The sequence below is a fragment of the Sphingopyxis sp. genome, assembly GCF_035565275.1.
Lineage (GTDB): Bacteria > Pseudomonadota > Alphaproteobacteria > Sphingomonadales > Sphingomonadaceae > Sphingopyxis.
Genome location: NZ_DATMST010000059.1, coordinates 1 through 12771, shown reverse-complemented (window position 1 = coordinate 12771; position 12771 = coordinate 1). Strand labels below are relative to the sequence as shown.

Below are 12771 nucleotides of genomic sequence, written 5' to 3'. Positions count from 1 at the left end.
GCCCGGCTGGTCGGAGCCGGATGCCCTGCTCGCCTATATTTTTTTGACGGATATGCCGATTTTACGTTAGGGCTTGGGTCATGGGAAAATTACGCGAACTGCTGAACGATATGGACGGGGGCAATTGCGCCCTGCCGCTGGCGCTGGAAGCGATGGGCGAGCGATGGTCGTTCATGATCCTTCGCGCGGCCTTCAACGGCGTCCATCATTTCGAGGAGTTCCAGCAGGAACTGAACATCGCGCGCAACATCCTGTCGAACCGGCTGTCGCGGCTGGTCGACCATGGGATCATGGCGCGCGAAGTGATGGCCGAGGACCGGCGCAAGGTTCAGTATCAACTGACCGAAAAGGGCATCGAACTGCTCCCCGCGATGATTGCGCTGCGCCAATGGGGTGAGAAATGGGGCGCGGGCGTGCCGTCGACCCCGGTGCTGGTCGATGCGCGCGACGAACAACCGATCGGCCCCGTCACGCTCACCGCGCACGACGGCCGGGTGATCGGGTATAAGGAATTGCTGTGGAAGCATCGCGCGGAACTGCAGCCGCTTGGTCAGGCCCGCGTGCGCAGCGACGGCGGACTGGCGCCGGTAGCCGCCGAATGATCGGCCGCGCCGGTTTCCGATATCGCCCGCGCGGCGACTGACCATCGCCATCGCACAGACTCCCATGCCGCTTTTCCGACTGTCCTCGCCGGGCCCTTTCTTTGACAACAAGGTCCGGGCCTTCTGGAACCTGCAGATATTGGGCTGGGCCGCATGGCTAGGCCTGCGCGGGGTGTCGGGGCTTGCCAATGGCCAGGCCTTCACCTTCCTCATTCCCCAGACGATTTCGGCGATCACCGGCTTTTCGCTGACGCTGATCCTGTCGGCCTGTTACCGCGCGCTGATCAACCGCCGTCCGCTCTTGATGTGGGGCGTCAGTTTCGGGCTTGCGGGGATCGCGACCGCGCTCTGGGCCTTTATCGACGCGTGGGTCGCGCAGATCCAGAATCCGGCGAGCGACGCGGGCTTCACCAGCCTGCTCCTCGGCGCGATGTATATCGACGCGACATCGCTCGCGGCCTGGTCGGCGCTCTATTTCGCGATCAACTATTTCCTCCAGCTCGAGGAGCAGAATGACCGCGTCATCCGCCTCGAGGCGCAGGCGGCGTCGGCGCAGCTCGCGATGCTGCGATACCAGCTCAACCCGCACTTCCTGTTCAACACGCTGAACAGCATTTCGACCCTCGTGCTGCTGAAACAGGCCGAGCCCGCCAACGCGATGCTGTCGCGCCTGTCGGCGTTCCTGCGCTACACGCTCGCGAACGAGCCGACCGCGCAAGTGACGCTGGCGCAGGAGATCGAGACGCTGAAACTCTACCTCGAAATCGAAAAAATGCGCTTCGAGGACCGGCTGCGCCCGCATTTCGCGATCGATCCGGCCGTCGCGCGGGCCCGATTGCCCTCGCTTCTGCTCCAGCCGCTCATCGAAAATGCGATCAAATATGCGGTGACGCCGCAGGAGGATGGCGCCGATATCACGCTGTCCGCACAGTTGGCCGGTCAAAATGTTCGGATTACCGTGTCCGACACCGGCGCGGGATTGTCAGCCGAGCGCACGGACCCCACCACAGGCATTGCAACGGAATCGACCGGTGTGGGTTTAGCCAATATCAGGGACCGGCTGGCGCAGGCTTTTGGCGACCAGCACCGGTTCGACGTCCATGTGGGCGCTGAGGGCGGCTTCACGGTGGTTATCGAGTTTCCGTTCCAGCCCGATGGGCAAATGACGATTGGAACCGAGAGAACATGACGATCAGAACCATCCTGGTGGATGATGAAAAATTGGCCACCCAAGGCCTGCAACTGCGGCTAGAACCGCACACGGACGTCGAAATCGTCGACACCGCGCAAAATGGCCGCGAAGCCATCAGAAAGATCAAGACCCACAAGCCCGACCTGGTTTTCCTCGACATCCAGATGCCGGGTTTCGACGGCTTTTCGGTGATCCAGGGATTGATGGAGGTCGAACCGCCGCTGGTGGTGTTCGTCACCGCCTATTCGGATCACGCGATCCGCGCGTTCGAGGCGCAGGCGGTCGATTATCTCGTCAAACCGGTCGAGCCTGAGCGGCTTGCCGATGCGCTCGACCGCGTCCGCCAGCGGCTCGCTGAAAAGCGCGGCGTCGCCGAAGTCGAGCGCCTCAAGACCGTGCTCGCCGAGGTCGCGCCCGAAGCGGTCGAGGATTATGACGCCGAGGTCGCCCCCGATACGCACGCCGCCGATCGCTATGAAAAGATGATCAACATCAAGGATCGCGGCCAGATCTTCCGCGTCGACGTCGACAGCATCGAACGCATCGACGCCGCGGGCGATTATATGTGCATCTACACCGCCGACAACAGCCTGATCCTGCGCGAAACGATGAAGGATCTGGAAAAGCGGCTCGACCCGCGCAATTTCCAGCGCGTGCATCGCTCGACGATCGTCAACCTGTCGCAGGTCAAGCAGGTCAAGCCGCACACCAACGGCGAATGCTTCCTCGTGCTCGGTTCGGGTGCGCAGGTAAAGGTCAGCCGTAGCTATCGCGACGTCGTCGCGCGGTTCGTGCACTAAGATGGCGTCGATGGCGTCGCCCCGGCGCAAGCTGGGGCCGCTATCGTTCTGACAAGACGGTGGAGATCCCAGCTTTCGCTGGGATGACGCGTGCTAAAGCTGGTGCCCCGTGCGATCGCGTTTCGTGGCCAGATATTGCTCGTTATATTTGTTCGTCGGCAGCGCTAGGGGCAAGCGCTCGACCACCTCGACGCCCTCCTTCTCGAGCCGCGCGACCTTTTCCGGATTGTTCGTCATCAGCCGGATGCGGGGGATATTGAGCAATTCGAGCATCCGCCCGGCAATCGCGAAATCGCGCGCCTCGACCGGGAAGCCGAGCCGCAGATTGGCGTCGACCGTGTCATAGCCCTGATCCTGCAGCGCATAGGCGCGCAGCTTGTTGACGAGGCCGATGCCGCGGCCTTCCTGCCTGAGGTAAAGCAGCACGCCCCACGGCGCGTCTGCCATCGCATGGAGCGCGGCATGGAGCTGTGGCCCGCAATCGCATTTGAGGCTGCCGAGGACGTCGCCGGTCAGGCATTCGCTGTGGAGGCGAACGACGGGCGGATTGCCGTCGCGCTTGCCGATGACGAGCGCGACATGATCCGACGCCTCTTCGGGAGAACGGAAGGCGACGATCTCGGCGCTTTCGCTGGCTTCGACGGGAAGGCGCGCGCGTGCCGCGACCTGGAGGCGCGTGGGATCGAGCAGCGCTGCAACATCGTCGACGCTGCACATGGTTTCGGCTTCTCCCGTAGCTTCGCGCACGAAGAAAGCGGGGAGCAGGCCGGCGTGCCGCGCCATCGTCATGGCGGCGGTCGCGGCCGCTTCGCCGCTGGTCGGGATGGTACGAAAGGGCCCCTTGAGCGGGTTCGCCAGATCGAGCGCCGGATCGGCGATGGCGAGGGCGGCCGTGACGGTATCGGCGGCGTTCGCCAGCCGGACCGGACCCGGCGTTGCGGCGACGCGCTGATTGGTGAGCTTGAGCGTGACTGCGCGCTCGCCCGAAAGCAGCACGTCGCGGCTGGCGAATTCGACGAGCGCGTCATCGCGCGCGCTTTCGACCGCAAGCAGGTCGAGCGCGCCGTCGGTACCCACCACGCGAAACGGCCAACCGCGCCGCAGCGCGTCGATCGCGCGTGCTGCCTGACGGGCGCCGGCGCTCGTCAAAAATCGAACTCGGTGACGAGCGGAATATGATCGGACGGCCGTTCCCAGCTTCGCGCCGGCTGGACGGTCCGGTGCGATACCGCCTTGGGCATCAGATCGGGCGTCACCCACATATGGTCGAGGCGGCGGCCGCGGTTCGATGCCTCCCAGTCCTTCGCGCGATAGCTCCACCAGGTGTAGAGCGGGGTCGGCGCCGCGATGAAATGGCGGCCGAGATCGACCCAGTTCGACGCCGCCTGCAACCGGGCGAGTGTTTCGACCTCGATCGGCGTATGGCTGACGACGTCGAGCAGCGCCTTGTGGTTCCACACGTCGCTTTCGAGCGGTGCGACGTTGAAATCACCCGTCAGGACCGTCGGCGTATCGACCAGCGCGCCCGACCATTCGGTCATGCGACCGAAGAAATCGAGCTTTTGTCCGAACTTGGGATTGAGGGTGCGGTCGGGAATGTCGCCGCCGGCGGGGATATAGACATTGTCGAGCCGGACGCCCGACGGCAGCGTGACGCCGATATGGCGCGCCTCGCCATTCGCCTGCCAGTCGTATTTGCGTACATCGGCGAGCGGCAGCTTGCTGACGATCGCGACGCCATGATGCATGCGCTGCCCGTTGGTCACGATATGCTCATACCCCAGCCGCTTGAACATCTCGGGCGGGAACAGCCCGCATTCGACCTTCGTTTCCTGAAGGCAGAGAACGTCGGGAGCCTCTTCGCGCAGGAATTTTTCGACGATGCCGATGCGGGCGCGAACGCTGTTGATGTTCCACGAAGCGATGCTGGTGCGAGTCATGCGGTGGCTCTATCGGCGCGGGGCTTCGTTCGCAATGCGATTGCGGCAGCGGCAAAACAGCGCCGGACAAACTAAACCCCCGTCCCAGGGGCGGTGGAACGGGGGTTCAAGGTCAGCGTTCGTCACGCTCTTGAATGAAGGTGCCTGGCAGACCGGGTGGGGCAACAGGGGGAAACCCAAATCCCGGAGCCGTGTGGCGCCTTCGAGAGTTGGAATAGCCGGTCTTCCCTGTCGCCAAGCTGAACAAAATGCGCGCTCCGGCGCCATTCTTGCAGTTCGTCGATATGAGACGTCCGTTGATCCGGAAAAAAACGGCGCCGAATCCGCTTGCAGGATTCGGCGCCACGATTTTGGAGGCCAAGGCGGGCTGTCAGCCCGCGCGGCCGCGCTGCTTCGGACGCGGATCGGTCCATTTGAACGCCGAATCGGCGACCGCGACGTTGAATTTCTGGTTGGTGAGGTCAATGCGCGTGCGATTGTTCTGCGAATCGAGCGCGACCCAGCCGCGCAGGCGCAGGCCCGCGGGCGCCGATCCGTCGCGGACGAACACCATCGTGATCGTGCCATATTCGGGGCGCTTGGGATCCTTGACCTCGACGCTCAGCACGTCGTCGTTGCCGGTCGGCAAAACCCTGGCATATTTCGACAGGTCGCGGTCGGGATCGAGCAACGCGCCGAGCGGCGAATTCTTCACCGGCCAGCGCTGTACCTGCTTCACCTCATAGTCGATCATCGTCAGCGAACTGCCGTCGCCGACGATCAGCAGCGGCACGCCCTTCTGGTACTGGAAGCGGATCTTGCCCGGGCGTTTCAGGGTCAGCTGGCCGCTCAGCCGCTGGCCATTGCGGTCGGTCTGGACGAAATCGGCGGTCATCGAGCTCGTCGACTTCAGATGCGATTGCACCGACGCCAGCGCGCTCGACGACTGGGCGGTAGCCGGAGCGCCAATCGCAAGGCTTGCGGCCGCCACCGGCGCGAGGGTCCAGGCAGCAAGACGGGTAAGGGGCTTGTTCAAGGTCATCGGGCTCTCATTCTCACGAAACATCCTCTGGTCGATCGCACGTGGGCATTGAACCCGCGCTGAACCTGCTGTTGGGCCTTGTTCAAGGCCCGAAGCGCACGAAGGTTCCGCGCCTAGCGTTGCTGGCCATATTGGTCGGTGAGCACGTCGCGGCGGCCGACATGGTTCGGCGGGCTGACCAGCCCTTCATCCTCCATCCGTTCGATAAGCCGCGCTGCGCTGTTGTAACCGATACGAAGCTGGCGTTGCAGCCAGCTCGTAGACGCTTTCTGGCTTTCAACCACGATCTGGCAGGCTTTCGCATACATGCGGTCCTCGGCGCTGTCGCCGCCGGCCGGGGCGCCTTCCATGGCAAATCCGCCGTCCTCGGGATCTTCGGTGACGCTTTCGATATAGTCGGGGCGGCCCTGACCCTTCCAGTGGTCGGCGACCGCGCGCACCTCGTCGTCGGACACGAACGGACCGTGGATGCGCGTGATCTGCTTGCCACCGGGAACGTAGAGCATATCGCCCTTGCCAAGCAGCTGTTCGGCGCCCGCCTCGCCAAGGATCGTGCGGCTATCGATTTTCGAGGTGACGTTGAAGCTGATGCGGGTCGGGAGGTTCGCCTTGATCACGCCGGTGATGACGTCGACCGACGGACGCTGCGTCGCGAGGATCAGGTGGATGCCCGCCGCGCGCGCTTTCTGCGCGAGCCGCTGGATCAGGAATTCGACTTCCTTGCCAGCGGTCATCATCAGGTCGGCAAGCTCGTCGACGACGACGACGATCTGCGGCAGCGGCGCATAGTCGAGCGTCTCTTCCTCATAGACCGGCTGGCCGGTGTCGGGGTCGTAGCCCGTCTGGACCCGGCGCCCCAGGGATTTGCCCTTTGCAAGCGCGCCGCGGACCTTGTCGTTGTAGCTCGCGAGATTGCGCACCGACAGCGACGACATCATCCGGTAGCGGTCCTCCATCTGTTCGACCGCCCATTTGAGGGCGCGGATTGCCTTCTTGGGTTCGGTCACCACCGGGGCGAGCAGATGCGGGATATCGTCATAGACACTGAGTTCCAGCATCTTGGGATCGATCATGATCATCTTCACCTGATCGGGACCGAGGCGATAGAGAAGCGACAGGATCATCGCGTTGAGGCCGACCGACTTGCCCGAACCCGTCGTACCCGCGATCAGCAGGTGCGGCATCGGGGCGAGGTCGGCGATCATCGCGTCGCCGCTGATATTCTTGCCGAGGATGATCGGCAGCGCGCCGGTCTGGTCCTGAAACAGGGCGCTGCCGATGATTTCGTGCAGCACCACCGATTCGCGGTGCGCGTTGGGCAACTCGATGCCGATCACGGTGCGGCCGGGAATCGGCGCGATGCGCGCCGACAGCGCCGACATGTTGCGCGCGATATCGTCGGCGAGGTTCGACACGCGGCTCGCCTTGGTACCCGGCGCGGGCTCGAGTTCGTACATGGTAACGACGGGGCCGGGGCGAACCGCGGTCACGACGCCCTTCACCTGGAAATCCTCGAGCACCGATTCGAGCAGGCGCGCGTTGCGTTCGAGACCCGCCTTGTCGATCTGTCCCGTGGGCCCCGGTGGCGGCGGTGCCAGCAAGTCGATCGAGGGCAGCTGGTAATTGGTGAACAGCTCGGTCTGCGGCTTGGGTTTGGGTTTCGACGGCGCGGTACGCTCTGCCGGATCGGCGATTTCGGGCGGCGCACGGTCGCTCGGTTCGGCGATCGCGCGCGGGCGCGCGGCGCGCTCCACCAGGTTTGGCGCCTGGACGTTCTCGCTGGCCACGCGGACGGGCTCGACGACGCGCGCGCCCTCGGCAGACGGTAGCCTGAGGCGCGACGTCCAGCCCTTTTCGAGGCGCAGCGCACGATAGGCGAGCCACAGGCCAATCCCGGCGAGCAGCAGGATGGCGCCGATACGGATGAGCGCGGCGGCGGGGTCGCCGATACGCGTCAGCGGCGGGTCGATCGCGCCGCCGATGATGAGCGCGATGATTCCGCCCCAGCCCGCGGGCAATTGCGCATTGCTGTCCTGCATCAGCAGCTGCGCGCCGAGGCCGACGAGCAGGATACCGAAAAAGGCGTAGATCAGCTGCCGAAGCCAGTAAGGCTGTGGTGCGCCGGTCCACAGCCGCCAGGCAAAGAGCCCGAGCAGCGGAAGAAGAAGGACGATCGGTACGCCGCCGATAAACAGCCCCATATCGGCGAAGCGCGCGCCAGCGCCGCCCATCAAATTGGTCGGGCTCCCCCCCGCCGCCGTATTGAAGGCGGAATCGGTCGCGTCGTAGGTGACGAAGGCAAGCGTCAGGAACAGCGTGAACAGGCCGAGCGCCGCCGCCGCGGCGATCACGAGCGATCGCGCGATGCTTTGGCGGAAAACGGTACGCCAATCGGCCTTTGCGGGTGCGGCCTTGCGGCTAGCCATGCTCGTTTCGGGTCCCTGTCAGTTAACCACGGCGATATGCGCATGGGGCGGACTCGCCGTCAAGCACGGCCCCTTCGGCGGCACAGCCTTTCCAACCGCCCTGCCGCACGCTAGGGCTGCGGCCATGAGGGAAACAAGCGAAACGCTGCGCAGCGATGTCCTGATCTCGGGGGGCGGCCTGGTTGGCCAGACCCTCGCCCTCGCCCTCGCCCATCATGGCCTGTCGGTCCAGATCGTCGATCCGGCCGACCCGGTGGCGACGATCGCGCCCGGTTTCGACGGCCGCGCTTCCGCTATCGCCAGCGCAACATGGCAGATGTTCGAAGTATTGGGGATCGCCGATCGCCTTGCCGGTCATGGCTGCCCGATCCGCGCCATCAGGGTCGGCGACGGCGCGCCCGACAGCGGAAGCGACGGCGAGCTCGACTTCGTCACCGCCGACGGCGACCCGCCGCTCGGCACGATGATCGAGAATCGTCAGCTTCGCCTGACGCTCGCCGCCGCGCTCGCCGATGCCCCGCTCGTACGTCTGCTGATGCCGGCGACGGTGGTATCCCGCGACATCGATGTCCACGGCGTCACGCTGGCGCTCGCCGACGGGACGCGGCTTGCCGCGCCGGTGCTGATCGTCGCCGAAGGGCGGCGTTCACCGACCCGCGACGCGGCGGGGTTCAGCATCGCCAGCTGGTCGTACCATCATCATGCGATGATCGGCGCGGTCGCGCATGAACGGCCGCACGGTAGCGTCGCGCACGAAATATTCTATCCGTCGGGGCCGTTCGCGCTGTTGCCGCTCGTCGATGACGAACAGGGGCGGCACCGCTCGGCGTTCGTATGGACGGTCTCCGAAAAGGATGGGCCCGGCTTCGCCAAGCTCGGTGACCGGGGTTTCGTCGCGGAATTGCAGAAGCGCGCCGGCGGCGTGCTGGGGACGATGGAACTCGTCGCTCCGCGGATGACCTATCCGCTCGGCTTCCATCACAGCGCATCGATCGTTGCGGACCGGATCGCACTCGTCGGGGATGCCGCGCATGGCATCCACCCCATCGCGGGACAGGGGCTCAACCTGGGTCTGCGCGACGTCGCGGCGCTAGCCGAAGTGCTCGTCGATGGCGCTCGGCTGGGGCTCGATCTTGGCGACGCAGCGTTGCTCGCACGCTATCAGCGCTGGCGCGGGCTCGACAATATGATGGTCAGCCTCGCGACCGACGGTTTGACGCGCTTGTTCGGCATTCCGGGGCGGACCGCCGCCGCGGTGCGCCGTACCGGGCTCGGTGCGGTGCAGCGGATGCCGATGCTCAAGCGCTTCTTCATGGACGAGGCGCGCGGCGAAGCCGGCGACCTGCCCCGGCTGCTCGCGGGCGCCGAGATCTAGGTATTTCCACTTAGGGGGCGGGCAGGCCGCCGCTAAGCATCGCGCCCTATCCCAGTCGCCGCGGCTACGCAGGCCGCGGCAGGAGGGGGCAGACCATGTCGGCAAAAAGCGATGCACTCGAAATGGCGGTGACGGAGTATATCCAGGCGCGAACCGCGCTCGACGCGGCACCGGGTCAGCGGACACGGGCACAGGCCGATCGCAGCTTCATGCGGCTGGCGGCGCTGGCGGCGCCGCGCATCCGCTATTTCACCCGCAGCTACGGGCTGACCGACGTCGCCGAGGATGCGGCACAGGTCTGCGCAATTGCGCTGCACCGCGCCGCCGAACGCTACGATCCCGCGCGGGCGCGGTTCACCACCTATGTGAACTGGCAATTCCGCGCCGAGTTGCAGGCGCTGCGGCATCGCCTTCACGGCGACCAGCGTTGCGCCGGGCGGCGGCATGTCACCGCCACGCTGTCGCTCGACGCACTGCAGGAGGACGGCACCGGCGACTGGCTGGTCGATCCCGCTGCCGAAAGCGCAACCGAGCAGCGCGCCGCCGACAATCTCGCCGAACTCATGGCCGCCCGGCTGGTCGGCGACTGGGCCGCGCGCCGCCGCGCCGGGTTGCGCAGGACGCGCGGCGGCGATGACCGGATCGAGATTCGCGTTGCGGCCGAGCAGGCGCTGGTCCGCGACCATCTGTTGGTGACCGAGGTGGCGGAGCGCTTGCGTGAAAGCGAGCGCCACGTCGTGCGACGCGCACTCGCCGACATCGTTCGCCACGCGGCATCACGAAAGCTGCACTGACAAAGCTTATTGCAACGTCGCGCGTCCGTCGTCGCCGTCGAAACGGCCGAAGAATTGCATCAGCTGGACGACCAGTTCGGCGCGCGCGTCGATCGGCGTCGCTTCGAGCAGCGCCTGTTTCGCCGCGGCATCGAATGGCGCGACCTGCGCGATGCCGTTGACGAGCGTCGCATCGTCGAGCTGGCCGACCGATTCCCAGTCCACGACATAGCCCTGCCGCTGAGCGAACCGTTTCGCCTCGCGCTCGAGGCTCGCCCGCTCGATGCTCGACAGCACGGAGTCCTTCTCGGCCTCGACCTCGATCTCAGCCTCGACCTGCCGGAAAGGCGTCGTGACGTCGAGTTCGCGGCGGACGCGGAAGCGGGCGACTCCTTCGAGCACGAGGTTGAAGCGGCCTTCGTCGAGTGCCTCGACGTCGACGATGCGGCCGACGCAGCCGACGTCGTAGAGCGCGGGTGGCTCGCGATCCTCTTCGCCCGCTATCTGGCGCGGCTGGATCATCCCGATCTGCCGGTCGCGCGCCAGCACCTCCTGCACCATCGCCGAATAGCGCGGCTCGAAAATATGCAACGGCAGATGCAGGCCGGGAAACAGCACCGCGCCGGTCAGCGGAAAAATCGCGATCCGCTGAATGGTCAAAGGCGCGGTTTGGCCCATCAGCCGAACAGGATCAGCGACAGGCGGCGGCGCTGCGCGGCGACCCATGCATCCTCGAGCCCGACGGCCTCGAACAGCGACAGGAGCTTGGCACGCGCGGCGTCATCGTTCCATTCGCGATCGGCGGCGATGATATGGAGAAGATTGTCGGCGCCAGCGTCGCGCTGGCCCGCGCCGATCTGCGCGCTCGCCAGATCGAATCGCGCCTGATGATCGTCGGGCCGCGCGGCGACCGCAGCCTCGAAAGCGGCGAGCTCGCCCACATCGGGCGCGTCGGCGGCGAGCGCGAGCGCGCTTTTCGCCTGCGCGATCGCCACGTCGTCGACGATCTCGGCGGGCACGGCGTCGAGTGCCGCCTGTGCGCTTTCAATGTCGCCCGCGTGCAGCAGCGCGCGGATCAGTCCGCCGTGCGCCGCCGCATTGTCGGGCGCCATGTCGAGAATCTGGGCGAAGATGCTCGCCGCGCGCGGACCATCTCCCTCGCCAAGCACGCTTTCACCCATTTCGATAAGAGGCGCGATCTCGATCGCCAGATCCTTCGCGGCGCTGTCGATCGGCAGCTGTGCGAGTAGCTGGTCCAGAATCGTCTTCAACTGGCTTTCGGTGCGCGCATTGGTGAGATTCGCGACCGGCTGGCCTTGGAAGATCGCATAGACCGTGGGGATCGACTGGACCTGGAACTGGCCGGCAATGAACCGATTCGCATCGACGTCGACCTTCGCCAGCACGACGCCCTTGTCGGCATAATCGGCCGCAACCTTTTCGAGCACGGGTCCGAGCTGTTTGCACGGACCGCACCATTCGGCCCAGAAATCGAGGATGACGAGGCTCGACATCGACGGTTCGACGACATCGCGACGGAAGGCTTCGACGGCTTCCTTTTCCTGCGGGTTCAGACCGAGAGTGGCCAAGAAAATACTCCTGTTTCTGGTTTTCCGCCATTTCCGCGTCAGCGAAAAGGACTCTTGCCCCGCTTATGTGGGAATTTCGGCCGATATGCCAACCCTTCGCCAAAAAACGCAAACAGGGCTTGCCGAGTCAAAAAGCCGGTGCTAATCGCCCGCCTCACCCGCTGGCACCCACCCGGTCGCCAGCCGCCAGAGCGGGCGTAGCTCAGGGGTAGAGCACAACCTTGCCAAGGTTGGGGTCGAGGGTTCGAATCCCTTCGCCCGCTCCAGATTTCCAGAAAAATTATCACCGGCTTTCGCCCGGAACAGATTAATCGTTCGCCGGAAGCAAAGCGTCGCGGGGTGCGAGCGGCCTGCGGCGGGCCTTGTTTGCTGTCAATTGGCTACCGCTCCTGCTGGAAACGGTGATGCCACTCCCTGGATCATGATCTGGACTCACAGCGGTTCCGCCCACATGTTGCATGATAGTCGTAGTGGGAGAGAGACGTGTACAAGCATATTCTGATCGCGACCGATGGATCCGAGTTGGGTCAGCGGGGTATGGAGCATGGGCTTTCGCTCGCGCGGGATTTGAACGCGCGCGCTACCATCCTGACGGTAACCGAACCATTCCCGATCTACTCCGGCGCAAATTTCGGGTTCGCTCCAAGTGGGGCAACAATCTCCGACTTTGGGGCCGGTCAGCAAGAGACCGCAAAGGCCTTGCTGGCGGCGGCTGGTCAAGCTGCCCGGAGCGCCGGCGTCGAGGCGGAGACCGTGTATATTGCTGACGCACAGCCTGCGGAGGCTATTGTCGATGCGGCCAACTCACGCGGTTGCGATCTGATCGTAATGGGATCGCACGGACGTCGCGGGATCGGTCGCATTGTCATCGGCAGCAAGACCTGGGAGGTCGTTTCACACGGCCATGTTCCGGTGCTGGTGGTCCGATAGAACCTGCCGGTTAGAGCATGATCCGATCTGACTGAATCGGATCATGCTCTAATTATCCTTTGTTTCCCGCATTTTCCGAGTCGTCAGATGATGCCATCTGACTGGAAAATGCTCTAATCCTGC

At 64.8% G+C, this 12771-nt stretch carries 12 protein-coding genes and 1 tRNA gene; 7 read left to right on the top strand and 6 right to left on the bottom strand.

What is annotated here, in order from left to right:
• The first annotated feature begins 80 nt into the window (after positions 1–80).
• The 3 genes from VN047_RS03960 to VN047_RS03950 all read left to right on the top strand — a co-directional run bounded on the left by VN047_RS03960 (position 81) and on the right by VN047_RS03950 (position 2594).
• On the top strand, positions 81–602 hold the full coding sequence (locus VN047_RS03960) for a winged helix-turn-helix transcriptional regulator (protein ID WP_037517228.1): 522 nt from the start codon (positions 81–83) through the stop codon (positions 600–602).
• Positions 603–666: 64 nt separating this feature from the next.
• Positions 667–1791, top strand: coding sequence for a sensor histidine kinase (locus VN047_RS03955; RefSeq protein ID WP_058539236.1), 1125 nt, complete (start codon positions 667–669; stop codon positions 1789–1791).
• Complete coding sequence (locus tag VN047_RS03950) at positions 1788–2594, top strand: LytR/AlgR family response regulator transcription factor (protein ID WP_037517222.1); 807 nt, start codon at positions 1788–1790, stop codon at positions 2592–2594. Before VN047_RS03955 ends, VN047_RS03950 begins: the two co-directional genes overlap by 4 nt.
• Positions 2595–2687: 93 nt before the next feature.
• Here VN047_RS03950 and ribA read toward each other — a convergent pair whose 3' ends face one another.
• From ribA to VN047_RS03930, 4 genes are all read right to left on the bottom strand, one after another.
• The gene (ribA, locus tag VN047_RS03945) at positions 2688–3743 is read right to left on the bottom strand and encodes a GTP cyclohydrolase II (protein WP_325540235.1); all 1056 of its coding nucleotides are present in this window, start codon (positions 3741–3743) and stop codon (positions 2688–2690) included.
• A complete protein-coding gene (locus VN047_RS03940) occupies positions 3740–4534 on the bottom strand; it encodes an exodeoxyribonuclease III (RefSeq protein WP_325540233.1) in 795 nt (264 codons plus the stop codon). Before VN047_RS03940 ends, ribA begins: the two co-directional genes overlap by 4 nt.
• Positions 4535–4904: 370 nt before the next feature.
• Positions 4905–5555 carry an outer membrane lipoprotein carrier protein LolA gene (locus VN047_RS03935; RefSeq protein ID WP_325540231.1) on the bottom strand — a complete coding sequence of 217 codons (651 nt, stop codon included), beginning with the start codon at positions 5553–5555 and terminating at the stop codon, positions 4905–4907.
• Between the two features lie 113 nt (positions 5556–5668).
• A complete protein-coding gene (locus tag VN047_RS03930; RefSeq protein WP_325540229.1) occupies positions 5669–7981 on the bottom strand; it encodes an FtsK/SpoIIIE family DNA translocase in 2313 nt (770 codons plus the stop codon).
• A gap of 124 nt (positions 7982–8105) precedes the next feature.
• On the opposite strand from VN047_RS03930, the gene VN047_RS03925 reads away from it, so the two are divergent.
• Together VN047_RS03925 and VN047_RS03920 are read left to right on the top strand one after the other, a co-directional pair.
• Complete coding sequence (locus VN047_RS03925) at positions 8106–9356, top strand: FAD-dependent monooxygenase (RefSeq protein WP_325540227.1); 1251 nt, start codon at positions 8106–8108, stop codon at positions 9354–9356.
• A gap of 95 nt (positions 9357–9451) precedes the next feature.
• Positions 9452–10150 (top strand): sigma factor, encoded by a 699-nt coding sequence (locus VN047_RS03920; protein ID WP_325540225.1) that lies wholly within the window; start codon positions 9452–9454, stop codon positions 10148–10150.
• Between the two features lie 6 nt (positions 10151–10156).
• Here the strand turns inward: VN047_RS03920 and VN047_RS03915 are convergent, their stop codons facing one another.
• A complete protein-coding gene (locus tag VN047_RS03915; RefSeq protein WP_325540223.1) occupies positions 10157–10807 on the bottom strand; it encodes an LON peptidase substrate-binding domain-containing protein in 651 nt (216 codons plus the stop codon).
• A complete protein-coding gene (locus tag VN047_RS03910) occupies positions 10807–11718 on the bottom strand; it encodes a tetratricopeptide repeat protein (RefSeq protein WP_325540221.1) in 912 nt (303 codons plus the stop codon). The genes VN047_RS03915 and VN047_RS03910 overlap by 1 nt, the downstream gene beginning before the upstream one ends.
• 191 nt (positions 11719–11909) lie before the next feature.
• Between VN047_RS03910 and VN047_RS03905 the strand changes: the two genes are divergently transcribed.
• Both VN047_RS03905 and VN047_RS03900 read left to right on the top strand, forming a co-directional pair.
• A tRNA-Gly gene (locus tag VN047_RS03905) sits at positions 11910–11984 on the top strand.
• 217 nt (positions 11985–12201) lie between these two features.
• Positions 12202–12648 carry a universal stress protein gene (locus VN047_RS03900; RefSeq protein WP_325540219.1) on the top strand — a complete coding sequence of 149 codons (447 nt, stop codon included), beginning with the start codon at positions 12202–12204 and terminating at the stop codon, positions 12646–12648.
• Positions 12649–12771 lie beyond the last annotated feature (123 nt).

What these genes read in the sequence shown, in the direction of transcription:
- VN047_RS03915 (WP_325540223.1), bottom strand. Translation starts at nt 10,807, where the DNA reads ATGGGCCAAACCGCGCCTTTGACCATTCAGCGGATCGCGATTTTTCCG.
- VN047_RS03925 (WP_325540227.1), top strand. Translation starts at nt 8,106, where the DNA reads ATGAGGGAAACAAGCGAAACGCTGCGCAGCGATGTCCTGATCTCGGGG.
- VN047_RS03960 (WP_037517228.1), top strand. Translation starts at nt 81, where the DNA reads ATGGGAAAATTACGCGAACTGCTGAACGATATGGACGGGGGCAATTGC.
- VN047_RS03955 (WP_058539236.1), top strand. Translation starts at nt 667, where the DNA reads ATGCCGCTTTTCCGACTGTCCTCGCCGGGCCCTTTCTTTGACAACAAG.
- VN047_RS03920 (WP_325540225.1), top strand. Translation starts at nt 9,452, where the DNA reads ATGTCGGCAAAAAGCGATGCACTCGAAATGGCGGTGACGGAGTATATC.
- VN047_RS03950 (WP_037517222.1), top strand. Translation starts at nt 1,788, where the DNA reads ATGACGATCAGAACCATCCTGGTGGATGATGAAAAATTGGCCACCCAA.
- VN047_RS03940 (WP_325540233.1), bottom strand. Translation starts at nt 4,534, where the DNA reads ATGACTCGCACCAGCATCGCTTCGTGGAACATCAACAGCGTTCGCGCC.
- VN047_RS03930 (WP_325540229.1), bottom strand. Translation starts at nt 7,981, where the DNA reads ATGGCTAGCCGCAAGGCCGCACCCGCAAAGGCCGATTGGCGTACCGTT.
- VN047_RS03935 (WP_325540231.1), bottom strand. Translation starts at nt 5,555, where the DNA reads ATGACCTTGAACAAGCCCCTTACCCGTCTTGCTGCCTGGACCCTCGCG.